Raw genomic sequence first — 24,268 nt, 5'->3', positions numbered from 1 at the left:
CTGACCACGCTGAAAGGACAGAACTATGCAACATCAACTGTTTATCAATGGAGTACTGGTTAACGGCGAAGGCGAGAAGCAGCCTGTTTATAACCCGGCTACCGGTGAAGTGTTGCTGGAGATTGCCGAAGCGTCCGCCGCGCAGGTCGACGCTGCCGTGCAGGCTGCCGATCGCGCGTTTGCCAGTTGGGGACAAACGACACCGAAGGCGCGCGCCGAATGCCTGCTGCAACTGGCACAGATGATTGAAGATAATGCGGAAACCTTCGCCCGGCTGGAGTCCCTGAACTGCGGTAAACCCTTTCACTGCGTACTGAATGACGAAATTCCGGCGGTAGTGGATGTGTTTCGCTTCTTCGCCGGGGCTGCGCGTTGCCTGAATGGGCTGGCGGCAGGTGAATACCTGGAAGGACATACCTCAATGATCCGCCGCGATCCGCTGGGCGTCGTCGCCTCTATTGCGCCGTGGAACTACCCACTTATGATGGCGGCCTGGAAGCTCGGCCCGGCGCTGGCAGCGGGCAACTGCGTGGTAATTAAGCCTTCGGAAATTACGCCACTCACCGCGTTAAAACTGGCGGAACTGGCGAAAGATATCTTCCCGGCGGGTGTGCTGAATGTATTGTTCGGTCGCGGCAGCACCGTCGGCGATCCGCTGACAGGCCATGAAAAAGTACGCATGGTTTCCCTGACGGGCTCGATTGCCACTGGCGAGCACATTATTGGCCATACGGCATCGTCGATTAAGCGCACCCACATGGAACTCGGTGGCAAAGCGCCGGTGATCGTGTTTGATGATGCGGATCTCGATGCGGTGGTGGAAGGGGTTCGTACTTTCGGTTTTTACAATGCCGGGCAGGATTGTACCGCTGCATGTCGTATCTACGCACAAAAAGGCATTTATGATGCGCTGGTGGAAAAGCTGGGTACAGCGGTTGCCAGCTTGAAAATGGGCGCGCCGGACGATGAATCAACAGAACTTGGGCCGCTCAGTTCTGCGGCGCATCTGGCGCGGGTTGGCAAGGCGGTTGATGAGGCCAAAGCGCTCAGCCATATTCGCGTGGTGACCGGCGGTAAAAGACATGAAGGCGCAGGCTATTATTACCCGCCAACGCTGCTGGCAGGGGCAAAACAGGAGGATGCCATTGTACAGCGGGAAGTGTTTGGCCCGGTGGTAAGCGTCACGGTGTTTGATGATGAGGAACAGGTGTTGGGCTGGGCCAATGATTCGCAATATGGGCTGGCCTCATCGGTATGGACCAAAGATGTCGGGCGCGCCCATCGCTTGAGTGCACGTTTACAATACGGCTGCACCTGGGTAAATACGCATTTTATGTTGGTGAGCGAAATGCCGCACGGTGGGCAGAAACTCTCAGGCTACGGCAAAGATATGTCACTCTACGGCCTGGAAGATTACACCGTGGTGCGCCATGTGATGATCAAACATTAAGGCAATAATAAACGCCACGGAGGGCGTTTATCGCTTTTATTCCCTTATGAAACATGAGGTAAATCGCATAGTAAATTATGTGTGTTGTTATTAATGAAAAACTGGTTTAATAATAGCCAGCCATCAGCGGAGTGGCGAAATAAAAACATTTAAATAAAACCGCAAACAGACGTTGTTCCGATGTGTTGTCACGTGAGTGTCATCAATGCGACAAACGGCAGTCATTGCCGCGGGTAAGAATGTCTGGCTTTTAAAAAAATCAGGCAAGGAAAAAGAGTAATGAGTAAAATCGTAGTCGTGCTCGTACCAGGGGGCGCGTCTCAATTTTTGACCGTTGAAGATGGCGAAACCTCGGTGCAATGGGCGATAGCAGGGCTTGATGGTGGAGCAACAAACACCAGCATGCCTATCGAAACTTACTATTGCGAAGGCGAAGAGTTTTATTTTGCCCGCGTTGAAAGTCTCGCGGGTAATGAAATAACCTCTGCAATGCTGAATTAAAAAATAAGGGCTCAGATGAGCCCTTATTTATTTAACAGTGCAATTAATTTGCAGGCTTACCTTTTCAGGAACACCTCATTTTCACGTGGTGCCCAATCTTTCTCTGAAAAATCATATGTTGAGAAGGGCTCATCTTTTATTCCCTGCGAACGCAGAACGGCGCGCACTTCCGCTGGCAGCGTTTCATCACGGAATAATTCCGCCAGCACAAACATGGCGTCAATAAACGATAGCTGTTTTACTTCAAAGGGTTTCCAGCCGGTGCGTTTGAATATTAAATGATAAAGCGCCTCTTCACCGGCAAGCGGAACGAAACTGCTGGCGTACTTTTCCCGGTGGCGAGAGAGCAACACTTCCAGGACGAATATCTGCGCGATGCGCTGCCGGGCAGCATTGCCCCGGGCGGTATCAGTGGTCATATCGACGTGCGTTATGTCATTGTTTTCACGCACCCGAACTTCTATGGCTTGCCACAGGTCGTCATATTTCTGCATAACCTTACCTTGTTTCATCTGATGTCTGCCTTGCCGGTAGACAATATCAGAGATGATCCCAGCTCGACAAACTTCCCGGTGTTATTATTCGCAGCAGAAACATATCAGTTAATCCCTAAGTTAAATTAATGGATATATCGTTTCATTCCCCCGGTAGTTTGTGTTTAATCATTTTTCATCTTCCACAGAAATAATGATTAGCCTGACCTGGAATCGTCGGAAATAAATATGAAAACATTATTGCTGTTGTGGGCGGTGCTTGCCGCCTCAGGTTTATGCATGACAACAGAGGGGTTTGCCAAAACGCAGCGTCTGTCTGATGCGCAGGTGAAACAAGCGATTATTGCTGAATCTATTGCTAACTACCCTGGTCCCTGTGCCTGTCCCTACAATCATGCCCGGAACGGCAGTTCATGTGGCAAGCGTAGCGCGTGGAGCCGTGCAGGCGGTTATTCGCCCATTTGCTACGCCGAAGAAGTCACAAAAGAGGATATTGCGCAGTGGCGTGAAACACATCAGTAGGAAAAAAACCGACCGCAGAAAAAGAAAGCAGTTGCGGCTGCTTTCGCTCTCACAGCCAGTTAAATCAAAGTTGGCTGCTACACCTTTCGTAGTAATCCCTATTCGACTTGATATATATCAACAAAAAGAGCATATTGCGTTCGTTTTGTTATTTCTGGGTTAATGTTTGTTATGTCGTTATACCAAAAAATGTTGGTTTTCTACTTTGTCATGGCGCTGATTTGCGCGCTGATTACCTGGTTTCTTTCTCACGATCGTAAACGTATTCGCCTGCTAAGTGCGTTTTTGGTGGGCTCGACATGGCCCATGAGCTTCCCGGTTGCGCTGCTATTTTCCATATTCTAAATTTTGCCAACAAAGCGTGACGGTGAAAGCGATAACGTCTTGAATATTAGTGCAACATGTTAGGCGGATGTTTTACCTAAGGACAGGAGACAGACGTTGGAACTCTACACCAAACTGCTTATTTTCTACGCCGCCATGGCGGTATTATGCGCCGTGGCAACCTGGTTTCTCGCCAAAGATAGTCGCAAAATCCGTCTGCTGAGCGCCGTGTTAGTTGGTGCAACATGGCCTATCAGTTTTCCCGTGGCGCTACTTTTTTCTCTGTTTTAGTCGTGTCCTTGCCACATTGCCGTGATACTGTATGTAAAAACAGTATTATGGCAGAGAGGGTATTATGGACAGTCTGTATTCACTCCACGCGCAGGGGCAGGTACGTTGGCATGCGTTACCGGGCAAAGGCGATCCGGTGGTTTTTATTCATGGCCTGGGCTGCGCGTCTTCTTACGAATACCCGCGCATCGTCGCCGATCCGGCGTTTGCTGGCAGGCGCGCCATCCTTATCGATTTGCCGGGCTACGGTTATAGTGAACGACCGGCGAGTTTCTCTTATCGCACCAGCGATCAAGCGCAAGTAGTCATTGAATTGCTGGATAATCTTGGGCTGGATGCATTCTGGTTATACGGCCACAGCATGGGCGGCAGTATCGCGATTGAAGTCGCTTCGCGTATCCCCCAGCGCGTCAACGCGCTGGCTGTATCCGAACCCAATTTTCATGCCGGTGGCGGGGCATTTAGCCGTATTATCGCGGCTCAGGATGAGGCCGATTTTGTCACCTGCGGCTACGCGGCAATGCTGGCCCAGGAAAAAAGCGCGTGGGCCGGCAGTCTGCAAAGCAGCGCACCCTGGGCGGTGTGGCGCGGCGCGAAAAGCCTGGTCGAGGGCATTGAACCGTCGTGGATGTCGTTATTTGCACATTTCCTCCGTCCAAAAACGCTGATTTTTGGCGAGCTGTCGTTACCAGATAAAGATGCCGAAAGCGTGCTGGAACAAGGGATTGAGCTGCGCATTATTCCGCGTGCCGGTCATTCAATGTCTGACGAACAGCCAGCCTTGCTGGCGCAGACGTTAGCGGCGTTTATTGCAGAACATGAGTAAAAAGAAACCCGGCACATTTGTATGGCCGGGTGATTTTCAGGGAAGCAGGGATTTGAGTTTCTTACGCGCCGCCGGGCTGATATCCAGCGGGTGGCTGTAGCCAATGTTTTCGATAGCCCGGTGATACAACGCCACCAGCCAGTCATAAACATAGCGCGTGGCGGCATGCACCGGCTGCTCACTCAGGCGGGTTAACCGCGCCTGGGTAGCGCCATCCGTACCGCTGGAAAAAATGGTACTGCCTTTGTTTACACGGCTTTCCGGGCGATCCGCTTGCGCGATCTCTGCATAGCCAAGCCAGGCGACAAAGTTACCAATTGCGGCGTACAGTTGCGCGGCGCAGGCAGTATCGCGCTGCATAATTTTTTGCAACTGATCGGGTAAATTCAGCCGGTAGCTGCTGACGATAACAATCTCGGCCAGCTGGCGCAGCGCGGCAGGACTGAGCCCCAAACGCGCGGCGTTATCATCGTTACGGCTCCACTGGCGGACATGGTTGACCCACAGGGCATGCGCCTGCTGACCGATATCTTTCGACACCGCTTGCGGCTCGCTGCTTTGTGCAGATTCAGCAAACAGATCGATAGATTCATTAAACAAGCCGCTGACTTTCTCTTCGCGTGGTTGCTGAACTTTCCACAGCGTATCGAACTGCTGCATATCCGGCTGTAAACCTTCCAGTAATTCACCGTGGCGAGAAGCCTGGCCTTGCAGCTCGCGCACCACGGACTCCGCGCTTGCACGTTGGGCTGCCGCGTCTTTCACTGCGGTGGCAAGCCAGGGTTGCAGCAGATCGCGAAGCGCGCGCTGATGGCGCTCAGCCAGTGCTTTCAAGCGGTGCTGGCGCAGGCCTGGCGCTGTCGCCTGTACCAGCCACTCCAGCAGGCGCTGCAAACTGCTGGCATCCAGCGCCTGCAACGTTCCCCAATGCTGACCCGGTTTGCCAATGAGCTGCTGTACGGCTTCGTCCAGATTCTGCGCCAGGGTAAAGCGTGCATCCTGCGGCGTAATCGCCCAGACCAGTCCCGGCAGCGCCGTTTCCTGGCCGGATTGGGTCTCTTTGACCCAGTTCAATAATGCGCGCGCGGTGGCAGCGGTTGCTGAACGCTCGAGCGTCGCATTGCAGATCATCAGCACATCCGGTTGCAGGCGCTGGCGGTAATTTTCCAGCAACCAGCGGCATTTACTACGCCACAACGGCTGGTCATCTTGCGGACCTGGTGCCGGAATATCCAGAATATCAACGGCTGCTAAAACCGCGTTTTCCACTGGCAAAACCAGTTCGCGCGTAATCAACGCAAGGGTTGCCAGCGGAATACTGACCGCATTGTGCAACTGGTCGTTTGACCACGGATGCACCACCACTTCGTCATGGATCTCACCGCTACCCGGTTCCGACGGTGTTAAGAAACCGTCTGTTGGCAGGGCAAAAGTATCCACCAGAATACTGAGCGGTGCCGCCAGTTCCTGCGCGTTACCGGTCTGGTGCAAAGTGTGCGCCAGCGACAACCACTGCTGGGTGAGTTCCTGCTGCTCGCCCCATAACAGCGACCAGGCACTGGCGCGGGCGCTGAGATCCAGGGAAGGTAACAGGCAAGCAAACTGATACCACAGAGCATCGTCCATTTGTTGCTGTGACGAAGGTACCGCTGCGCGCCAGAAGCGGGCAATCGCGCCGATATCTTCCGCCGCGATCCCCGGAACCGCATTCGGTTGGCGCAGTGAACGCCATTTCGCGACGCGGTCTTCAATCACCGATTTATCCACGGCGCGCAATTCCGGCTGCTGTATGGCATGAGCAATAAAAATCTGCACCAGTTCGGCTTCGCTAATAATGCGCAGGCACAGCGGGAAACCTTCATCCATCGGTGCGAGATGCTGGCTAAAGCGCAGCGCCATGCTGGTCAGAGCATGGCCGGGATTGATATGGGTGAAGTAATCCAGCGTTTTTTCGCCGGGACGCACATTAAGCCGCCCGTTACCGTTACCGCTGCCGCACAGCGCAGTCAGCAGATGGGCTTTGGCCGCTTGTGAATGCCCATACAGCCCAACGGTGCAGGGCGCAGCAACGGCTTCACGCAGCGCGGTTTCCTCGGCGGCGGCAGTCGTCAGACGCGACAGCAACGCGTCGGCATCATCATCCAGTAAAGGTGCGTGTTGGCGGTTTTCGTTGATCCATGTCGCCAGTGCCTGGGTGGTTTTTACGCTCGCACTCATTTCAGATACACACTCCCGCTGTCGATCCAGTAATGGCTGCCGCTATGGCGGCGATCGGCCAGCGTATTCAGTTTAAAAGTTAACGCGTCTGCGGCGACCGGCGTACCGTCCTGGAGCCAGGCCTCACTCAAGGTGAACGATTCCGGCCCGTGCTGCTTATTACCGCCGCTGAACTGCAAACGGACATTCAACACGCCGTCGCCCGCGATGGTTTTCGCCAGCTCCTGCGAGTTGATACTCAACGTGTAGAGCGGCGTAGCAGGCCAGCGGGCGTTCGCGAGCTGGCGGAAACCGAGCGTCACATTGCCGCGCAACGGGAAATGTAAGCGCGCATCCAGTTTCGCACCGGGTTTATCAAGGTCGATATCGTGATACCAGATATTCTCATCGCGCAAAGTATTGACGACGTTATCCAGCACACCGAGGTAGCGCACGGTAGAGTAAGCACCGATATCGGCCGCTTTAAAGTTAAAACGCGGCAGACGCAAATCGAGCGCCAGGCTGCACAACATTGCGCCCACGGCGGCTGTTGACTTCGGGTTGCCGATCTTACCCTGCTGGCTGAACGGATACCATTCATGTACGCGGTATTTATCAAGCCAGATCATGCGGTTAACCGGCACGGGTTGCAGGTGGCGAATCAACGCCTGCACGCCAGGCAAGCAGCCAGGACGACCGGTAATTAACAGGACATCGCAGCAGTAGTGGCTGATGGCTTCGCAAACCGCATGCAGCGGGGCGGTCAGGGTAAATTGCCCGGCGAGCATTGCATCCTGCAATTCACGGAAATTCACCTGCAACGGGACGGCCAGCACATCAAACTCCGCCGAACCAGCCGGCAGTGCATGATCGATCGCCTGTTTCAGGTAGTTCATGACATTGCGCGTCGGCAGCTGCGTGAGCAGTTCACCGAAGGTGGCATGCAATCCGGCGAGCGGATCGTTAATGTCGCTCTCTTCCCACGCGGCAAGAATGGCGTGACCAATCGGCATAAACAGTTGCAGCGTTGTCTGCTGGCGCAGCACGGCCTGGGTATCAATACGCCCGGAATCACCAAACAGCATTGCCATAATCGCGGCGGCATCGGTAATGCCTGCTTTCTGCATCTGTGTTTGTAACGCAGGAAGGACGCAGCGCTGAATAATATCCAGCAGAATGTCATCCCCGGCGACTTTGAAACCTTCGCGGAACAGCAGTTGCGGCGTGATTTTGACGTTACTGCCGGTGCCATCGTCCAGTTGATAATGGGTAATCGCCATATCTGTCGTGCCGCCGCCGATATCGACAGAAGCAACGCGCAGCGAACGGCCTTTTACCGCGCCCGGTGCTTCTTCACGATCCGGGCGGGCGAGGGAGGCGAAAAAGGTTTCAGTTTGCCCGGCGAAGCGCGAAATCGCTTCGTTATAAAGCCACACCAGTTGACCACAGCTGGCTTCGTCCCATTCCATATGAATGTGCGGCACGGGCACAACGCTTTTTTCCTGCTGCTTGCGGTTAGCAAAGTCTTCATCTTGCGGATGCCAGCCCATGGCTTTCCACACCAGCGCAATAGCCTCAAACATGCGGCGACGGAAAATTTCACGCTCCTGCTTCGGCATTGCCGAGGGTAGGGTGAGAATAATGGTGCGCAGCTGGCGCGGAGAGGCCGGAAAGCCCAAACGCAGGCGCGTAGCCACACTGTTGATCTGCCCGAGCGCCTGCGACAGTAATTCGCACAACATATGCGTCATTAGCGTGCTGCGGCTGTACTGCGGGGAAAAGACCGGCAGACGCTCATCCAGCGGCAGGCTATACAGCGGCTGACCTTCATCGTTCATCAGGTTCATGAGCGGGAAGGCGGTCGCCAGCGGTTCGCGCTGGGTTTTGCTGTTCATCTGGCTAAAACGCCAGTCCTGCAATACGGGCGTTTCGTCCCACAGGTAGCGACGCGGGCTGGAGATGCCGCTATTGCCTTCGGTACCGAGACGCTGCGTTGCCAGTTTGCGGGCTTCATCGCCCACACGAACGATCGATGGCCAAATAAAAGCGTCTTCGCGACCGCTCTCAACAGAAAAGTGTTGTTTGCCGAAGCGCGCTTCAGAAAACTCCAGACGGCTGGTAAACAGCGGCTCATTCAGGAACTGAGGTTCACTGAGCGAGCGCACCTGTAATTCCGCCGTTTGACGCAAACCATCATTGGCATCGCCGTGATCTTCAATGATCACGCCGCAGGTATGGGTGTTGCCGACATCCAGAATCAGATCGACCGGGATCGCCGGAGTGCTCAGCGTGTGCGTAACGATTTTGACTTCCGGCACCTGCAATTGCATGCCGAGCAGGCTCATCAAATTCAGCCAGTGCGCCTGGTATTCAAAACCGCGCAATGCCTGATTTATTTCTCGCTCGCTGCGGGTTTCATGTTGCGTAATGAATTGCAAAAATGCTTCACGCAGCCAGCCATCGACCCAGGTCTGATCGAGGAAATCCGCCACTTCGTCATCACGCCAGGCCAATGAGAAACGTGTGCCATTGAGAATATCGTTTTCCAGCGGCGCCAGTGCGGCAGGTGAGTTACCGTTAATCTGGCTGTCGAGCGCCAGCGCCACGCGGTGAGTGTTTCCGGTGCTGTCCGGTTCGCTGAGCTTGCGGATCTGCACACGAGCCCAGTTATCCGGGCCTTCAACGAAGGTGCGGGGCGGGTTAAAGCGCAGGAAAGGGATCGGCAGCCAGACGCCATCGAGGATCGACAACGAATATTGCAGCGAATGCGTGCTTTCGGGTTTTACCACTTCCGGCTGACCGCCGTCGCGGTTTGGCAGCGTATAACGTTCGTTGACCAGATCGAAATCAAGACGCAGCAGCGGGCCGTTGGCGGTTTTACGCACAAATCGACCGCTGCTCGCGGAATCCTGCGGAGTCAGGCCAAAATCAAGAAACTGCACGCCGCTATTGGCAATCAGCGTCACGCTCTGTTTGTAGTCGCAAAGATTAACCAGCATAAACTCAGTCACCTGTTTTTCTGAACGTCACCGGAACGGTGGTGTTGGCGTCAAAACGCGCGCTGCATTCCGCGACGTCATTGCTGCTCGCTTTACAGGAAATTTCCGGCATCGGGTAACGCGTCCCGTCGCTGCAACGTGCGTTGCTGCGGCTCTTAATCAGCAATTCGCCGGTTTCATGCAGACCGGAGAACAGATCGGCGCGACAGGTTACATTTTTACCCATCACAATACGCGCCGTCCCTTTGTTGTTCTGGATCTGGTAACGCACGGCAGGCGCTTTGCCGGTGACCGGATCTTTGACATCCATCGCTACGCGCCAGTTGCCGTTAAGGAATTTGGTGGAGCCAATTTTCACTTCTAACGCATCCATCACCAGCACGTCTTTCGGGATAGAAGCAATAACAACCGGTCCTTTATCGACCGGTTTGACTTCCGGTGCTTTGGCAACAGGCGCAACAATTTCAGCCTGATGCAGCGGCAGTTTCACCGCCAGCTCAGGAAGCGGCTCGGCTTGTATCGGCGGCGGCGCAATAGCGACCGGCTCTGCTTTTGCTACGACAGGTGCGGGGGCAGGTTCTTGTTGTTGCTGATTGAGCACCAGCGGCACGGCAATTGCCGCCGCGACAGCCGCGGCAACGGGCAGTGCCCACAGACCGTAGCGGCGACGCTTTTTCACCACGGGCACAGGTTCAGGCTGAGGAGTGGGTTCTGGTGCAACCGCTGGTGCGACTTCCTGCACGGGCGGAGCGGCAACGGGCTGCGGTTTGATTTCCACCTGCGGCATTAAAAGAGGCGCATCTGCCTGGCTGAAAGTTACCTCAACGGCGGGTTCTTCTTCCGGTTCTGGCTCCGGTTCAATAATAATTTCAGGGACTTCTGGCTCCGGTTCTTGCAGACATTCCAGCACGTTTTCGCGGGCGCTTTCATTGAGATTAACAAAGCCCCAGAAAGTGATGACCGGTTTGCCATCAACGAGGAATACATGGTTTTCGCCAGGGAATTGCAGTGCTTTTTCCAGCAGCGAACCAAAGAGTTGCTGCGCGGTTTTGGGGGACTGCATGCATTTGCGGCTCAGCGCGGCAGCGCTGTCCAGCGTGCTTTCAAGGTAACGCAGCGCGCGGGCGCGCTCCTCGGGTTCCGCCGCTTTCCATGCCTGGGCGCGGCCATCAATTGGTGAGTACCAGTCGACACGGTCGCCTTCATCATTAACCTGGGGTATCGCCAGGCAATCTACCAGCGCCTGCTGCTTTCGCAGACGCAGTGCTTCACGAATTTGCAATGCCGAATCGAATACGGCCTGACCGCCGCCGCCAACGGCCTGGAAATCATCCAAATCGCCGCTACGCAAGAGAGTTTTTGCCACGTTTTCATCCCATAGACTTCTTCACGCGTCTACTATACGCAAACTTCAGACCAGTAAAAGGCGGAAGAAAGCGCAAAACCATTGAATTCTCGACGCATTGAGCGCGTCGAACCTGCTTGACGGCACGAAATTTATTTAACACAAATTTATTTATTAATAATGGCGGATATTTCAGCAAAAACAAACGCTTTAGAATAACCTGATGCTGAATCATTATTTGCCAGTTCTCATCTGCTGTGCTGAGATTAATGCTCCATATAAAAAAAGAAGGCTCCTGATAATGTCCACGGGAAAAACGCTGCTCGCCCTTGCGCTGAGCACACTGTTACCGGCAAGTGCCGCATGGGCGGCGTCCAACGATACAATCATTTACTGCTCCGAAGCGTCACCGGAATCCTTCAACCCGCAGATTGCCAGCTCCGGGCCGACATTTGTTGCCAGCTCGCAGGTGCTTTATAACCGCCTGGTCACCTTTGATCCGGTGAAAAATACACCGGTACCTTCGCTGGCGACCGACTGGAAAGTCTCTGAAGACGGAAAAACCTGGACCTTCACGCTGCGCCAGGGCGTTAAATTCAACAGCAATAAATATTTCAAACCGACGCGCGACTTTAACGCCGATGACGTTGTGTTCTCTGTGATGCGCCAGATGGATCCGAAACATCCTTATCATAATGTTTCGCAAGGTAATTACGAATACTTCACCGATGTCGGCCTTGATAAGCTGATCAAAGAAGTGAAAAAAATCGATGATAACCATGTTCAGTTTGTACTGAATGAGCCGAATGCCGCATTTCTCGCCGACTGGGGAATGGACTTCGCCTCGATTCTCTCTGCCGAATACGCTGATGCAATGCTGAAAAAAGGCACACCGGAAAATGTCGATAACTGGCCAATCGGCACCGGACCCTATGCCTTGCAGCAGTACAAAACGGACGCGCAAATCCGTTATATCGCCAATCCACAATATTGGGAGGGTGAAGTACCAACCAAACATCTGATCTTCTCTATTACTCCGGATGTGCAAACCCGTCTGGCGAAGCTGCAAACCAACGAATGCCAGATTATTCCCGCCCCGGCACCGGTGCAGTTCGATCAGATCAAAAATAACAAAGACTTAACGCTGCATACTGTAGATGCGTTGAATGTTGGCTACCTGGCGTTTAATACCGAGAAAAAACCGTTTGATAATGTGCTGGTGCGCCAGGCGCTGAACTATGCGACGGACAAACAAGCCATCGTCAATGCCGTGTTCCTCGGTTCAGGCACGGTGGCAAAATCACCGCTGCCGCCGAATATGCTCGGGTTTAATAAAGACCTGAAGGATTACAGTTACGATCCTGAAAAAGCCAAAGCGCTGCTCAAGCAGGCAGGGCTGGAAAAGGGCTTTGAAGCCACGCTGTGGTCGATGCCGGTTCAGCGTCCGTATAACCCGAACTCGCGGCGCATTGCCGAAATGATCCAGGCGGACTGGGCGAAAGTCGGCGTGAAGGCGAAAATTGTTTCGTATGAATGGGGCGAATATCTGGCCGGAATGCGCAAAGGCGAACACGATACCGCACTGTTTGGCTGGATGTCGGATAACGGTGACCCGGACAATTTCGCTGATGTGCTGCTCGGCTGCAACAGCATCAAAACCGGCTCCAATGCCGCGCGCTGGTGTGATAAAGGCTATGATGGCCTGGTACAGAAAGCCAAGCTGACTGCGGATCCTGCCACGCGCGCCAAACTTTACGGCCAGGCGCAGGAGATTTTCTACCAGCAAGCACCGTGGATCGCGCTGGCTAACGGCAAAACGTTTTACGCCACCCGCAGTAATGTGAGCGGTTATACCGTCAGCCTGATGGGCAGCGATTTTTCTAAAGCGAAGCTGAATTAAGGAGAGGCTATGTCACATCTGGAGGAGGTTGCCGCGCGTGTCGACGCGGCTATCGAACAGGGCGTCATTATCGGGATGAATGAGTTACTGGTTGAACTCAGCGATGATGCGGCACTGAGCCGGGATGAACGCTACACCCAGCAACAGCGCCTGCGTCAGGCGATTGCGCACCATGGTCGACAATACAAAGAAGATATGGACGCGCGACGCGAACAGCTCACCAAAGGTGGCGCAATCCTGTAATTAAAACTGGCGTCTGGCCACCAGCCAGGCGCCAATCACCAGCAACACCGCACCGCATACCGGGCCAATCAGCACTTTGAGCGCAACGCCCTGGCTCCTTACTACATCCATCACCAGACCGCCGATAAGCTGGCTTGCCACCAGCACCGCAATGGTTGTTGCCGCACCGACATACTGATACCCGCTAATACTGGCGAAGACAAAAAACGACCCCAGCAGACCGGGAATGAGCGTCCACCATTTCACGCTGGCGTACAACTCCTGAAACCCGGCCACACCGTGTTTGATCAGCAAAATAGAGACAAACAGCACAATACCAACCAGCGAGTTCAGCAGCATGGCGATAAGAATGGTCGAGGCGGACTGAGTGATGCGCACCATTAAGGTGTTTTGCACCACCAGGCCAATACCGGCAGCAATCAAAAAGGTGAGGGTGAGCGACTGGTTCATCAAATGGCGTCCGGTTCGGTGCGGTTATCCAGTTGCAGTTGCATAAACGTCAGATCCAGCCAGCGGCCAAACTTAGTACCGACCTGCGGCATTTGCCCGGTAATCACAAAACCCAGTTTGCTGTGCAAATGAATAGAGCCGTGGTTCTGCGCTTCAATACCCGCCACCATGACATGTTTGCCAATACGCCGGGCTTCGTCGATTAAGCGCTCCATCAGTGCCAGACCGATGCCTTTACCTTGCTGCTCCGGGTGGACATAAACCGAGTGCTCAACCGTGTGGCGAAAACCGTCAAAAGCGCGCCAGTCGCCAAACGAAGCATAACCGGTGACTACACCGTTTTCTTCGCTGACCAGTACCGGATAGCCTAACTGCGCGCGCGCTTCAAACCAGGCGATACGGTTATCGACATCGACCGTCTGGTCATTCCAGATTGCCGCGGTATTGACTACCGCATGGTTGTAAATGACGGCAATTGCCGCGCAATCGTCTTTCCCGGCGTAACGAATATTCATGGTTGAACCTCAAATTTGTACACTATAGTATTACGTTATGAATACTATCTCAGACAATATAAATCAACGGATCAGTGCGCGAATTCGCGTTGAACGTGAATCACGCGGCTGGTCGCTCAGTGAACTGGCGGAGCGTGCCGGGGTGTCGCGGGCGATGATCCACAAAATTGAACGCGGCGACAGTAACCCGACGGCGGCGCTGTTGGCGCGGCTTTCCGGCGCGTTTGGCATCAGTATGTCAACGTTGATTGCGCGGGCGGAAATGCAGGAAGGCAAACTGCTGCGTCACGCCGATCAACCCGTCTGGCGCGATCCGCAAAGCCACTATTTGCGCCGTCACGTGTCGCCGCGCAGTGATTTGCCTATCGACCTCGTGCAAATCGAACTGCCTGCCGGGAGCGATATTCCCATGCCGGCGTCCGCTTATGCGCTGGCGCGCCAGCTTATCTGGTTACAGGAGGGGGAACTGGTGTTCGTTGAAGGTGACACGCGTCATGAGATGCGCGCCGGAGATTGTCTGGAGCTCGGCCCGCCGAACGATTGCCGCTTTATCAATGAAAGCCAGGCACCTTGCCGTTATCTGGTGGTGCGGCTAAATCCTTCCAGCTCGTAATGTAAACGCGCTCCTGACCGTCAGGGACTAGTATCAATAGTTAGTCTGACACGAACAGGAGCGAACAATGAAACAAGATCCTCACCGCAATCGCCGTTGGGTACTGGCTTCCCGCCCGCACGGCGCGCCCGTCGCAGATAATTTCCGCCTTGAAGAAGATGATATCGCCACACCGGGTGAAGGCCAGGTATTACTGCGTACGGTTTTCCTTTCGTTAGATCCCTATATGCGCGGGCGTATGAGTGATGCGCCGTCCTATTCGCCGCCGATAAAAATGGGTGAAGTGATGTGCGGCGGCACCGTTAGCCGCGTCGTCAAATCGCAACACCCGGATTTCGCCGAAGGTGATTGGGTGCTGGGTTACAGCGGCTGGCAAGATTATGACATTTCGGGCGGCGAAGGCTTAGTCAAACTCGGAGACAATCCGCCTCATCCATCGTGGTCACTCGGCATTCTTGGTATGCCAGGGTTTACCGCCTATATGGGATTGCTGGATATCGGCCAGCCGAAACCCGGCGAAACGTTGGTTGTTGCTGCCGCAACTGGCCCGGTCGGCGCGACAGTAGGGCAAATCGGCAAAATTAAGGGGTGCCGCGTGGTCGGCGTGGCCGGCGGCAGTGAGAAATGCCGTCATGCCGTTGATGTGCTGGGGTTCGATCACTGCATTGATCATCATGCAGAGGATTTTGCCGAACAGCTGGCCGCAGCCTGCCCGCAAGGTATCGATATCTATTTTGAAAATGTCGGCGGAAAAGTATTTGATGCGGTGCTGCCGTTATTAAATACCTCGGCGCGAATTCCGCTTTGTGGATTAGTCAGCGGCTATAACGCCACCGATCTTCCTCCCGGGCCGGATCGTATTCCGTTATTAATGGCAACACTGCTGAAAAAACGCATCCGTTTGCAAGGTTTTATTATTGGCCAGGATTACGGCCACCGTATTCATGAATTTCAGCAAGAAATGGAACAATGGATACGGCAAGAAATAATTCAGTACCGTGAGCAATTGATCGAGGGGCTGGAAAATGCGCCAGACGCTTTTATTGGCCTGCTTGAAGGGAAAAATTTCGGTAAAGTCGTAGTCCAAATCGGGCCTCTTAGCTAAAAGAATGATGGCGGTGAAAAACCGCCATCAGAAATCGTGCAAATTTTTGAGAAACGTCTTTAATTAGATAAGCATAAGGAACTGATGCCCTTGTGAAGGCGGTTCCTGGTAGTTGTGCATAATAAATACAAATTGTTTTAACTTTTACGCGACCATCCAAGACCAGGCATGTGTATATAATATATTCATTGACACAAATTACGGACACGCTACCAGGCTGAGAATAAATAAGAAATTATACGGGACACAAACATGCTTGATTTTGAAAAAGCGCAGCGGACCAGCCTTACCATGCAAGTTGAGGCGAGTCTTAAGAGTGCGCTTATTATTGGTGCGCTTAAACCGGGCGCGCGGCTCATCACAAAGGAAATAGCAGATCAATTAGGCACCAGTATTACACCGGTGCGGGAAGCGTTACTGCGGTTGGTCTCCGCAGGCGCACTGCATGCCACTCCGGCGCAGGCTTTTTTGGTGCCGGAAGTCAGCCTTGATCGCTATAACGAAATCAACCAGATTCGTAAAAATCTTGAGGGTATGGCCGCGCGAGCTGCCAGCCAGAATATGACGAAGGAGAAAATTCGTGAGTTGCGTGTCCTGGCGGCGAATTTTCATGAAGCAATGAAAAGCGGTAACACCGAACAGGGCCTGCAGGCCAACCGCGTGTTTCGCTTTAGCGTGTACAGCCACGCCGGGATGCCAACGCTAACTGCATTGATTGAGCAGTTATGGGTCCGTATTGGGCCTTGTTACAATTATCTTTATCCAAGTTCTGAGGATTTCACGCGCGTCGAAAATTACAGTGACTTGTTGGCGGCGTTAGAAGAGGGAGACGCTTTCGCTAGTGAACGCGCGTTATGGCGCGCGATTGATGAGGGCGCAAACATCGTTCACAAACAATTCTATCGCTAAGTTATAATTCAACGACATAATCATTTATCTTCATATATTGATGCTCCCCGGCAAAAATTTGCGAATGGGGCGCATCAATATCACGTTTTCAACTGATAAGACCAGCTTACACCTGAAATACCTGGCTTCTTTGCCGATAACAATGTGTGCGTGCAGTTGTTGGGCGCTAACATTGGGGTTTAGCAAGGAGTCCGGAATGTCATTTAGCCAGCGGTTAAGCAATATAAAAATTAGTAGAAAGCTGTCAGTCGGTTTTGGGTTAGTTCTCTTTCTGGTTGCTATTGCCACCGTACTCAGCGTATTGCGCTTTAAAGAAATACGCGATGTCTACGAAAAAACCAACCTTATGTACAACATCAACATTGAAGTATTCCAGGCCAAAATAAACCGCCTGAAATACTTCTATGGCGATGATAAATCAGGGCAGGTGATGTCCAACTACGTGCGCCACGCTTCCGAGCTGACCACCAGCGCCGACGATATGTCCTGGTCTGCAAACGAAAAACAAATTATCAACGAGGTCGCCAGCCACCTGGAGCAATTCCAGGGCGCGATTGGCGAGATGCAAAAAGCCACGGGTGACATCAAAACCGTACGCGAATCGCTCGACAAACTCGCCGCACAAGATCTCTCCGCGCGCTATACCACGCTGGTACGCACGCCGGTAGCGGATCCTGCGCTAATGACCCAAATTTACGAGCAGTTGTTTGCGATCAGCACCGTGCGCGACGCGGCGCTGGTGGTGCGTTACAGCCCGGGTAAAGAGTCGAAAGAGGCGCTGGATGCCCGTTTTGGCGCAACGCAAAAGAGCGTTCAGGCGCTGGTGAGCCAGTTACCGGGTGAACTGCAATCACCGCTGCAATCCCTGTGGGATGACACGGTGAAATACCGCGATTTGAGCCTCAACTACCTCACCGCTTTCCAGGCATTAAAAACTGCGGAAGATAAAGTGAAAGTAGGCGGGGACAACAGCAGCGCCTCGCTCAAACAGATCATTACGCTGGTGAAAGCGCACAACGATGAACTGGCGTACACCTCCAGCACCATTGCGGCGATTATTGGCGTGATTGCTATCCTGCTTGGCGTGATTGTTTCCTGGTGGGTTATCCGCCAGATTACGCGTCCTATCGACCGCAACCTGGCACTGGCGGAACGTATCGCCAGTGGCGATCTGAGCTCGCAAATTCGTGCGCAGAGCACGGATGAACTGGGGCAATTAACTGGCGCAATGGGGCGCATGAACGATACGCTGCGCGACATGATTTTTGAAGTTCGCAACAGCGTGAACAAGGTTTCGCGTGCCGCGACTGAGATTGCCGAAGGCAATACCGATCTCTCTTCCCGTACTGAGCAACAGGCGGCAGCGGTAGTTGAAACGGCGGCCAGCATGGAAGAGTTGACCGCTACGGTGAAAAACAACGCCGATAACGCCCGCAATGCCAGCAGCCTGGCAGCCCAGGCATCGAAAACCGCCAGCGAAGGCGGCACGGTGATGCGCGAAGTGGTGGACACCATGGGCGATATTCATAACAGTTCGAACAAAATTGCCGATATTACTGCTGTGATTAACAGCATCGCCTTCCAGACCAACATTCTGGCGCTGAACGCCGCTGTAGAAGCGGCACGCGCCGGTGAGCAGGGGCGCGGTTTTGCCGTGGTGGCCAGCGAAGTGCGGAGCCTGTCGCAACGTAGCTCACAGGCGGCAAAAGATATTGAACAGCTGATTAGCGAATCCGTTTCGCGCATTAATGTTGGTAGCGAACTGGTGGCGAAAGCCGGTGAAACCATGGATCAAGTGGTGCAGTCGGTTACTCGTGTTAACGATATCATGGGCGAAATCTCCTCCGCTTCGGAAGAGCAGAGCCGCGGTATTGAACAAATCGCCCGCGCGGTCGGCGAGCTGGATAGCACCACGCAGCAGAACGCCTCACTGGTGAGCGAATCTTCTTCAGCAGCGGGTTCGCTGGAAGAGCAGGCGCGTTTGTTGGAAGAGCTGGTCGCCACGTTCCGTCTTGATCAAAACGGCGCGAAATCGACAACCTCAGTTAAACCAACGGCTAAACCGGGGGTGAAACCGCAAACAGGTCCACGTGAAACCGCCACGAGCGATGAGGGCTGGACCACGTTTTAATCGTTGATACGCGCATCAGTGATAGCCCGGAAGCGCGATGCAACCGGGCTTTTTTATGGGAAATGGCGGCATGAAATACCCTCTGGTAAAACAACTAAAACATCACGACATATTGCGCCAAAGCTTTATTGATTTAGCCGTAAATACCTTCGACTTATCATTTGAGGCGTGGTATCAGGCAGGATTCTGGACGGATAACTACATTCCCTACGCGCTGGTCGATGAGGATCAGGTTATTGCGAATGCCTCCGTTAACGTTATCGACACGCGCTGGATGGGCGCAGAAAAACGCTATATCCAGATAGGAACGGTAATGACGGATACGCGCTATCGCAATAATGGGCTTGCGCGTTACCTACTGACAGAAATTATCCATGACTGGCAGCATTGTGCCGATGCAATTTATTTGTACGCAAACGCCACAGTAAGGGATTTTTATCCGAAGTTTGGCTTTGAAAAAGCGCGAGAATATCAATACACCCTGCGCGCCACGCCAGTGGCGAGTGACTTTCACCGGCTGGATATGGATGATGCCGCCGACAGGCAGCGGTTGATGCGTTATTACGCAAAATCAAACCCCTTTTCGGCGCTACCGATGAATAACAACATTGGTTTGTTAATGTTTTACTGTGCTTCGTATTTAAAAGAGTGCGTTTATTTTTCAGAAAAATATCAGGCTGTCGCCATTGCCACGCAAAACAAAGGAAGACTACTGTGCTTCGATATTTTTGCCGAACCGGGCGCGACATTAACGCACATCATCAATGCATTAGCCAATCAGCAAACGCAGCGTGTGGTCTTAGGTTTTACGCCCAAAGAAAACCACAATTGCGAATGCACGATGATTGACGATGACGACACGCTTTTTCTGTTCAGCGGCAAAGAGAATGTTTTCCGCGACCATCAGGTGATGTTTCCGTTGTTGTCACATGCCTAGTGGTCCAGGCATAAAAAAGCCCCTGTCAGCAGGGGCTTTCTCATCACTCAAACTGATACGCGACCGATAAACCCACGCCGTAGTTACGCCCAGGGGCCGGTTCGTAGTAACGGTTGTTACCTTCATTAACGATAACGGAACCGACATATTTGCGATCAAACAGGTTATCGACCCGGCCAAACACGTCCATCATCCAGTTGCCATAATTGAATTTATAGCCAGTATTCAGCCCGGTAACGGTATAAGAGGGCGCTTTGGCGCTGTTTTCGTCATTCGCCATCATATCGCTCATATAATGGACATCTGCGCCCGCATACCAGCCCTGATCTGGCTGCCAACCCAGAGAGGCAAATCCCATATTGCGCGCGATACCCGGGATTCGGTTGCCATTACATCCGCCGTCGCACACCTCACTGCGATAGGTTGCATCAAGATAGGTCCACGCCAGTTTTGCCCGCCAGTTCCCGGCGAACTGCTGATCGAGGGATAATTCCACGCCCTGACGACGGGTTTTTCCGGCGTTTTTATAGGTGGTGCGCCCACCGCTGCTGCTATCGGTGACGATCTCGTTATCGGTATCCGTGCGGAACAACGCGGCGGTCAGTAGCCCATTGCCGATCCGCGTTTTGCTGCCGATTTCCAGGGTGTCGTTAGTAGATGGTTTCAGCGCGAAGTTGAGGCCATTTTTGCCATCCGCACGGTAAGAGAGCTCATTAATGGTGGGCGTTTCAAAACCGCGACCGGCGGCGGCATACACATTCCAGGCGTCGGTGATGGCATATTTCAGCGACGCGGCGGGCAGCCATTTGTGATAATTGGCTTCGCCGCTGTCATCGCCGTTTAGCGCCGTAATGTAGCGATCGTTGGAGTCAAACCACACGGAACTGTAACGCACACCTGCATCCAGCGACAGCTTGTCGGTCAGTTGCCAGGCGGTTTGCAAATACGGATCGACGTTCCACATCAGGTTACGTTCGTTACGGCGCAGGTTGCCTTTTTCGCCATACACCGGCGCGCTGCCATCCATCACAAAGTTTTCGTAACCTTTGCGTTCCTCGCTCATATTTTCGTAGTTCAGACCACCGGTGAACGTTACCGGTACGCCCAGCTCGCCACGGTGTGTCCAGCGGGTATCAATGCCCTGATAGTGGCGCGTTAAATCAATCACGCCACCCGCATGAGTTGGGTTGAGCTGTGGAGCGCGCGGGATCGATTGATATTGCGTGGTTTCACGCTCACCGGCGTACATCATCACGCTGAAATCATCCTGGCTGCTCATCTGGCGCTCATAGCGCAAGCCCGCCTGGGTTTGCTTAATGGTTTTTCGCGTATCGTATTGCTGCGCGCGCGGCGACTGGCGCGGGTTATCTTTCCATTCAGACTCGGTTAACCCGCCAGCGTCGTTCGCTTTAATGTCGACACTGTTAAAAATCAGGCTCAGTTTACTGGCGTCATCAATACGAACGCCGAGTTTCGCGTTGGCGAGGTTTTTCCGTGCGCCGCTGCGATCGCGGTAGCCCTGGGTGACAAAGCGAGTGCTGGAAACGGTGTAATCGACATCGCCTGCGTGCGTTCCATCGCCCATCGCACCGCTGGCTTTCAGGCCGTAGCGCCAGCTACCAAAGCTGCCGTAATAGCTGCTGACCTCAATCGTTGCCGGTTCGCGCCCGGTCTGCGTGGTAACATTCATCACCCCGCCAGACGCGTTGCCGTAGAGTGCCGAGAACGGGCCGCGTAACACATCAATGCTCTCCACACTGTTTAAATCGATATTCGATGTCTGCCCCTGGCCGTCGGGCATGGTCGCGGGAATGCCATCAACATACAGGCGAATGCCGCGCACGCCGTAGGTGGAACGCGAACCAAATCCGCGAATCGACAGTTGCAAATCCTGAGCGTAATTTTGCCGGTTTTGTACTTGTAAACCCGGAACGCCGCTGAGCGATTCAGAGAGATTCACCCGCGGCGCGGCCTGACGAATGTCATCGCCCTGGACAACGCTCACGGCGGCGGGGCTATCCAGCTCTGAAACGGTCTGCGGCGCGGCGCTGACAATCATGGTTTGTTCGTTGTCGGCCGCATAAGCGGAAGAGGAAAGCGCAGCCGGCAGCAACAACACCGGCAGGGTGACCTTTGTGGTGGAAATAATAGTCATGACGGAACCAAGTTAAAAGACGAACCAAAAAGAGGAAATACGCCAATATGTTAAAGCGTATGTAAATTATTTGAAAACTTTAAACGCACATTACGTTAATGATGAGTGTAACGGAGGAAAGAGGATTGTGCGCCAAATAGCCTGGCGCTTTCAGCAGATGGCAACACGTTTTACGTCAGCGTGAAACAGACCTCAACGCGCGAAAAAAGCCACGCAGCCGGATGATATGATTGGTATTGCGCTGTAACGGTTTGATAATTTTAAGCTGCCTGCTGGAGCCTTTTCTTTGACAGCACGGAGATACAATGCGCAGCACATTAATTGAATTGCCACGGCGATGACCGTTCTTATGCTGGCGCTTAAATAGCAGGGAAAACGACGCGCTGAATGCGTCGATTATCAGCGCAGCCTGGCAACGTTTTAAACAAGCGCAGGCGTAGCTTTTGCGCCAACAAAAAAGCCGCAACGTTTCCGCAGCGGCTTTTTGTTTTTATGACGCGTTACGAACGTGTCTTCTGCGCTGCATCCGGATGAACCGGCGCGGTGCTGTGGATTTCATTAACGCGCTTACGTACGCCAAACCATCCCACCACCAACACAACCGCGATCAGCGGAATAGAACCGATGGTGTACGTGCCGTTCGGGTAATCGAACGCCATCAGCACCAGCACGCTGAGCAGGAACAGCAGCGTCAGCCATGATGTTACCGGTGCCCCTGGCATTTTGAAGCTGACATCCGCCACTTTGCCTTCGTGGATAGCTTTGCGCAGACGCATCTGGCAGACCACGATAAAGCCCCAGGAAGCAATGATCCCCAGCGAGGCGACGTTAAGCACAATTTCAAATACCTGCGACGGCACCAGGTAATTCAGGAACACGCCAACGATATAGACACAAATGGTCGCCAGGATCCCCGCGTAAGGCACGTGTTGACGACTCATTTTGGACATAAATTTCGGCGCGGAACCGCCCATTGACATCGAGCGCAGAATTCGGCCCGTGCTGTAAAGCCCGGAGTTCAGGCTGGAGAGCGCGGCGGTCAGCACCACCATATTCATAATGTCACCGATATACGGCACGCCCAGCTTCGAGAAGAAGGTTACAAACGGGCTTTGCCCCGCCTGGTAAGCATTCCACGGCAGCAACAAAACCAGCAGCACGACGGAGCCGACATAAAACAAACCGATACGCCAGATAACGCTGTTAATGGCTTTCGGCACCATGGTCTGCGGATCTTTACACTCACCAGCCGCCGTACCTACCAGTTCGATAGAGGCGAACGCGAACACAACGCCCTGAACCAGCACCAGCGCCGGTAACAGGCCGTGCGGGAAGAAACCACCATTATCGGTGATCAAATGGAAGCCCGTCGCGCCGCCGTCCAGCGGTTTACCACTGCCGAGGAAAATCGTCCCGACGACGAGGAACACCACAATCGCCAGCACTTTGACCAGCGCAAACCAGAACTCCATCTCCGCGAACCATTTCACGCCAATCATGTTCATGGTGCCGACAATCGCCAGCGCACCAAGAGCGAACACCCATTGCGGCACGTCGCCAAACGCGCCCCAGTAATGCATATAAAGCGCAACGGCGGTGATATCCACGATGCCGGTCATCGCCCAGTTGATGAAATACATCCAACCGGCAACATACGCGGCTTTTTCGCCAAGAAACTCACGCGCATAAGAGACGAAGCTGCCGCTGGAAGGGCGGTGTAAAACCAGTTCGCCCAGCGCGCGCAGAATGAAGAAGGAGAAAATACCACACACCAGATAAACGATAGCCAGCGACGGCCCCGCCATCTGCAGTCGAGCGCCTGCGCCCAGAAATAAACCCGTACCGATTGCGCCGCCGATAGCAATCATTTGCACCTGGCGGTTACCCATCGCGCGGTTGTAGCCCTCTTCGTGAGAATTGAGCCAGCGTCGTTTCGCGGCGTGATGATCCGTGACGTTGTTGTCTGTTTTCATTGCGTTACCTGTTTACCTGTCTGAACCTTGCGGAATTCCTCTACCCGGCAGGCAGAAAACCAATCGATTGCCTGACGCGGGAAAATGTTCTGTCTTTCCAGTGTTTCTTCGTATGGATAAGACCAAACATGGCGCAGCATCGTAACCGCAATCGATAAACGACGCAAAACATACCCGTGCCCCTGGGGGCGACTATTAGCGGAAATTGTGAGGTTGGCAGGGACAAGCAGTGCAAATGATTCAACTCGCTGAAAAATGCAACAGAAAAAACCACCATCAGTAATACGAATATGTAACAAATTTGCCAACATATTGACGGGTTGTCATTGGCGCAGAAGGCAACGGCAGCGCCGGGCAATGGTGTCTTTGCAAAATTTTTGCTTATTTAA

At 53.5% G+C, this 24,268-nt stretch carries 22 protein-coding genes and 1 pseudogene; 14 read left to right on the top strand and 9 right to left on the bottom strand.

Annotated elements, in window-relative coordinates; all coding sequences use genetic code 11:
* Positions 1-25 precede the first annotated feature (25 nt).
* Both patD and ACFX4O_RS07405 read left to right on the top strand, forming a co-directional pair.
* Positions 26-1,450 (top strand): aminobutyraldehyde dehydrogenase, encoded by a 1,425-nt coding sequence (gene patD / locus ACFX4O_RS07410; protein ID WP_380207925.1) that lies wholly within the window; start codon positions 26-28, stop codon positions 1,448-1,450.
* A gap of 279 nt (positions 1,451-1,729) precedes the next feature.
* Complete coding sequence (locus ACFX4O_RS07405; protein ID WP_380207924.1) at positions 1,730-1,951, top strand: hypothetical protein; 222 nt, start codon at positions 1,730-1,732, stop codon at positions 1,949-1,951.
* A 56-nt stretch (positions 1,952-2,007) separates the two neighbouring features.
* Here the strand turns inward: ACFX4O_RS07405 and ACFX4O_RS07400 are convergent, their stop codons facing one another.
* Positions 2,008-2,463 (bottom strand): hypothetical protein, encoded by a 456-nt coding sequence (locus tag ACFX4O_RS07400; RefSeq protein WP_131410316.1) that lies wholly within the window; start codon positions 2,461-2,463, stop codon positions 2,008-2,010.
* A 261-nt stretch (positions 2,464-2,724) separates the two neighbouring features.
* Here ACFX4O_RS07400 and ACFX4O_RS07395 point away from each other — a divergent pair, with 261 nt between their 5' ends.
* The 4 genes from ACFX4O_RS07395 (at position 2,725) to ACFX4O_RS07380 (ending at position 4,408) form a co-directional block, all read left to right on the top strand.
* Positions 2,725-2,967 (top strand): hypothetical protein, encoded by a 243-nt coding sequence (locus ACFX4O_RS07395; RefSeq protein WP_235855240.1) that lies wholly within the window; start codon positions 2,725-2,727, stop codon positions 2,965-2,967.
* A gap of 171 nt (positions 2,968-3,138) precedes the next feature.
* Positions 3,139-3,312: a GhoT/OrtT family toxin gene (locus ACFX4O_RS07390; RefSeq protein WP_071925283.1), complete on the top strand. Its 174-nt coding sequence runs from the start codon at positions 3,139-3,141 to the stop codon at positions 3,310-3,312.
* 96 nt (positions 3,313-3,408) lie between these two features.
* A complete protein-coding gene (locus tag ACFX4O_RS07385; protein WP_131410312.1) occupies positions 3,409-3,582 on the top strand; it encodes a GhoT/OrtT family toxin in 174 nt (57 codons plus the stop codon).
* Between the two features lie 64 nt (positions 3,583-3,646).
* Entirely contained in the window at positions 3,647-4,408 is a 762-nt protein-coding gene (locus tag ACFX4O_RS07380) for an alpha/beta fold hydrolase (RefSeq protein WP_380207923.1), read from the top strand.
* Positions 4,409-4,444: 36 nt separating this feature from the next.
* On the opposite strand, the gene ACFX4O_RS07375 is transcribed toward ACFX4O_RS07380, so the two are convergent.
* From ACFX4O_RS07375 to ACFX4O_RS07365, 3 genes are read right to left on the bottom strand one after another with little or no spacing between them, the layout of a single operon-like run.
* Positions 4,445-6,625: a virulence factor SrfC family protein gene (locus ACFX4O_RS07375; RefSeq protein WP_380207922.1), complete on the bottom strand. Its 2,181-nt coding sequence runs from the start codon at positions 6,623-6,625 to the stop codon at positions 4,445-4,447.
* The gene (locus tag ACFX4O_RS07370) at positions 6,622-9,603 is read right to left on the bottom strand and encodes a virulence factor SrfB (protein ID WP_380207921.1); all 2,982 of its coding nucleotides are present in this window, start codon (positions 9,601-9,603) and stop codon (positions 6,622-6,624) included. The genes ACFX4O_RS07375 and ACFX4O_RS07370 overlap by 4 nt, the downstream gene beginning before the upstream one ends.
* 4 nt (positions 9,604-9,607) lie before the next feature.
* Entirely contained in the window at positions 9,608-10,969 is a 1,362-nt protein-coding gene (locus ACFX4O_RS07365; RefSeq protein ID WP_380207920.1) for an SrfA family protein, read from the bottom strand.
* Positions 10,970-11,249: 280 nt separating this feature from the next.
* Here ACFX4O_RS07365 and ACFX4O_RS07360 point away from each other — a divergent pair, with 280 nt between their 5' ends.
* Together ACFX4O_RS07360 and ACFX4O_RS07355 are read left to right on the top strand one after the other, a co-directional pair.
* A complete protein-coding gene (locus ACFX4O_RS07360) occupies positions 11,250-12,848 on the top strand; it encodes an ABC transporter substrate-binding protein (RefSeq protein WP_131410302.1) in 1,599 nt (532 codons plus the stop codon).
* Between the two features lie 9 nt (positions 12,849-12,857).
* Positions 12,858-13,091 (top strand): YdcY family protein, encoded by a 234-nt coding sequence (locus tag ACFX4O_RS07355; protein ID WP_131410300.1) that lies wholly within the window; start codon positions 12,858-12,860, stop codon positions 13,089-13,091.
* Here the strand turns inward: ACFX4O_RS07355 and ACFX4O_RS07350 are convergent, their stop codons facing one another.
* Both ACFX4O_RS07350 and ACFX4O_RS07345 read right to left on the bottom strand, forming a co-directional pair.
* Positions 13,092-13,541 carry a DMT family transporter gene (locus ACFX4O_RS07350; RefSeq protein ID WP_380207919.1) on the bottom strand — a complete coding sequence of 150 codons (450 nt, stop codon included), beginning with the start codon at positions 13,539-13,541 and terminating at the stop codon, positions 13,092-13,094. It lies immediately after the preceding gene.
* Positions 13,541-14,056: a GNAT family N-acetyltransferase gene (locus ACFX4O_RS07345; protein ID WP_131410296.1), complete on the bottom strand. Its 516-nt coding sequence runs from the start codon at positions 14,054-14,056 to the stop codon at positions 13,541-13,543. Before ACFX4O_RS07345 ends, ACFX4O_RS07350 begins: the two co-directional genes overlap by 1 nt.
* A gap of 37 nt (positions 14,057-14,093) precedes the next feature.
* Between ACFX4O_RS07345 and ACFX4O_RS07340 the strand changes: the two genes are divergently transcribed.
* The 5 genes from ACFX4O_RS07340 (at position 14,094) to ACFX4O_RS07320 (ending at position 19,751) form a co-directional block, all read left to right on the top strand.
* A complete protein-coding gene (locus ACFX4O_RS07340) occupies positions 14,094-14,669 on the top strand; it encodes a helix-turn-helix transcriptional regulator (RefSeq protein WP_131410294.1) in 576 nt (191 codons plus the stop codon).
* A 67-nt stretch (positions 14,670-14,736) separates the two neighbouring features.
* On the top strand, positions 14,737-15,774 hold the full coding sequence (locus ACFX4O_RS07335) for an NADP-dependent oxidoreductase (RefSeq protein ID WP_380207918.1): 1,038 nt from the start codon (positions 14,737-14,739) through the stop codon (positions 15,772-15,774).
* 252 nt (positions 15,775-16,026) lie between these two features.
* Positions 16,027-16,683, top strand: coding sequence for a GntR family transcriptional regulator (locus tag ACFX4O_RS07330; RefSeq protein WP_131410290.1), 657 nt, complete (start codon positions 16,027-16,029; stop codon positions 16,681-16,683).
* A 196-nt stretch (positions 16,684-16,879) separates the two neighbouring features.
* On the top strand, positions 16,880-18,814 hold the full coding sequence (locus tag ACFX4O_RS07325; RefSeq protein ID WP_380207917.1) for a methyl-accepting chemotaxis protein: 1,935 nt from the start codon (positions 16,880-16,882) through the stop codon (positions 18,812-18,814).
* A 70-nt stretch (positions 18,815-18,884) separates the two neighbouring features.
* Positions 18,885-19,751 carry a GNAT family N-acetyltransferase gene (locus ACFX4O_RS07320; RefSeq protein WP_380207916.1) on the top strand — a complete coding sequence of 289 codons (867 nt, stop codon included), beginning with the start codon at positions 18,885-18,887 and terminating at the stop codon, positions 19,749-19,751.
* Between the two features lie 43 nt (positions 19,752-19,794).
* On the opposite strand, the gene pqqU is transcribed toward ACFX4O_RS07320, so the two are convergent.
* On the bottom strand, positions 19,795-21,906 hold the full coding sequence (gene pqqU / locus ACFX4O_RS07315) for a TonB-dependent receptor PqqU (protein ID WP_380207915.1): 2,112 nt from the start codon (positions 21,904-21,906) through the stop codon (positions 19,795-19,797).
* Between the two features lie 132 nt (positions 21,907-22,038).
* On the opposite strand from pqqU, the pseudogene ACFX4O_RS07310 reads away from it, so the two are divergent.
* Positions 22,039-22,153: pseudogene (locus ACFX4O_RS07310) on the top strand (YncE family protein); the annotation flags it as partial.
* Positions 22,154-22,406: 253 nt separating this feature from the next.
* On the opposite strand, the gene ansP reads toward ACFX4O_RS07310, so the two are convergent.
* Both ansP and ACFX4O_RS07300 read right to left on the bottom strand, forming a co-directional pair.
* Positions 22,407-23,879 carry an L-asparagine permease gene (gene ansP, locus ACFX4O_RS07305; protein WP_131410280.1) on the bottom strand — a complete coding sequence of 491 codons (1,473 nt, stop codon included), beginning with the start codon at positions 23,877-23,879 and terminating at the stop codon, positions 22,407-22,409.
* Entirely contained in the window at positions 23,876-24,190 is a 315-nt protein-coding gene (locus ACFX4O_RS07300; protein WP_380207914.1) for a hypothetical protein, read from the bottom strand. The genes ansP and ACFX4O_RS07300 overlap by 4 nt, the downstream gene beginning before the upstream one ends.
* Positions 24,191-24,268 lie beyond the last annotated feature (78 nt).

Source organism: Kosakonia sp. YIM B13571 (assembly GCF_042788095.1).
GTDB classification, from domain to species: domain Bacteria; phylum Pseudomonadota; class Gammaproteobacteria; order Enterobacterales; family Enterobacteriaceae; genus Kosakonia; species Kosakonia quasisacchari.
This window is presented reverse-complemented; position numbering and strand designations above follow the sequence as displayed.

What these genes read in the sequence shown, in the direction of transcription:
- ACFX4O_RS07405 (WP_380207924.1), top strand. Translation starts at nt 1,730, where the DNA reads ATGAGTAAAATCGTAGTCGTGCTCGTACCAGGGGGCGCGTCTCAATTT.
- ACFX4O_RS07390 (WP_071925283.1), top strand. Translation starts at nt 3,139, where the DNA reads ATGTCGTTATACCAAAAAATGTTGGTTTTCTACTTTGTCATGGCGCTG.
- ACFX4O_RS07380 (WP_380207923.1), top strand. Translation starts at nt 3,647, where the DNA reads ATGGACAGTCTGTATTCACTCCACGCGCAGGGGCAGGTACGTTGGCAT.
- ACFX4O_RS07360 (WP_131410302.1), top strand. Translation starts at nt 11,250, where the DNA reads ATGTCCACGGGAAAAACGCTGCTCGCCCTTGCGCTGAGCACACTGTTA.
- ACFX4O_RS07370 (WP_380207921.1), bottom strand. Translation starts at nt 9,603, where the DNA reads ATGCTGGTTAATCTTTGCGACTACAAACAGAGCGTGACGCTGATTGCC.
- ACFX4O_RS07340 (WP_131410294.1), top strand. Translation starts at nt 14,094, where the DNA reads ATGAATACTATCTCAGACAATATAAATCAACGGATCAGTGCGCGAATT.
- ACFX4O_RS07350 (WP_380207919.1), bottom strand. Translation starts at nt 13,541, where the DNA reads ATGAACCAGTCGCTCACCCTCACCTTTTTGATTGCTGCCGGTATTGGC.
- ACFX4O_RS07330 (WP_131410290.1), top strand. Translation starts at nt 16,027, where the DNA reads ATGCTTGATTTTGAAAAAGCGCAGCGGACCAGCCTTACCATGCAAGTT.
- ansP (WP_131410280.1), bottom strand. Translation starts at nt 23,879, where the DNA reads ATGAAAACAGACAACAACGTCACGGATCATCACGCCGCGAAACGACGC.
- ACFX4O_RS07325 (WP_380207917.1), top strand. Translation starts at nt 16,880, where the DNA reads ATGTCATTTAGCCAGCGGTTAAGCAATATAAAAATTAGTAGAAAGCTG.
- ACFX4O_RS07375 (WP_380207922.1), bottom strand. Translation starts at nt 6,625, where the DNA reads ATGAGTGCGAGCGTAAAAACCACCCAGGCACTGGCGACATGGATCAAC.
- ACFX4O_RS07400 (WP_131410316.1), bottom strand. Translation starts at nt 2,463, where the DNA reads ATGAAACAAGGTAAGGTTATGCAGAAATATGACGACCTGTGGCAAGCC.
- pqqU (WP_380207915.1), bottom strand. Translation starts at nt 21,906, where the DNA reads ATGACTATTATTTCCACCACAAAGGTCACCCTGCCGGTGTTGTTGCTG.
- ACFX4O_RS07320 (WP_380207916.1), top strand. Translation starts at nt 18,885, where the DNA reads ATGAAATACCCTCTGGTAAAACAACTAAAACATCACGACATATTGCGC.
- patD (WP_380207925.1), top strand. Translation starts at nt 26, where the DNA reads ATGCAACATCAACTGTTTATCAATGGAGTACTGGTTAACGGCGAAGGC.
- ACFX4O_RS07345 (WP_131410296.1), bottom strand. Translation starts at nt 14,056, where the DNA reads ATGAATATTCGTTACGCCGGGAAAGACGATTGCGCGGCAATTGCCGTC.
- ACFX4O_RS07355 (WP_131410300.1), top strand. Translation starts at nt 12,858, where the DNA reads ATGTCACATCTGGAGGAGGTTGCCGCGCGTGTCGACGCGGCTATCGAA.
- ACFX4O_RS07300 (WP_380207914.1), bottom strand. Translation starts at nt 24,190, where the DNA reads ATGTTGGCAAATTTGTTACATATTCGTATTACTGATGGTGGTTTTTTC.
- ACFX4O_RS07335 (WP_380207918.1), top strand. Translation starts at nt 14,737, where the DNA reads ATGAAACAAGATCCTCACCGCAATCGCCGTTGGGTACTGGCTTCCCGC.
- ACFX4O_RS07395 (WP_235855240.1), top strand. Translation starts at nt 2,725, where the DNA reads ATGACAACAGAGGGGTTTGCCAAAACGCAGCGTCTGTCTGATGCGCAG.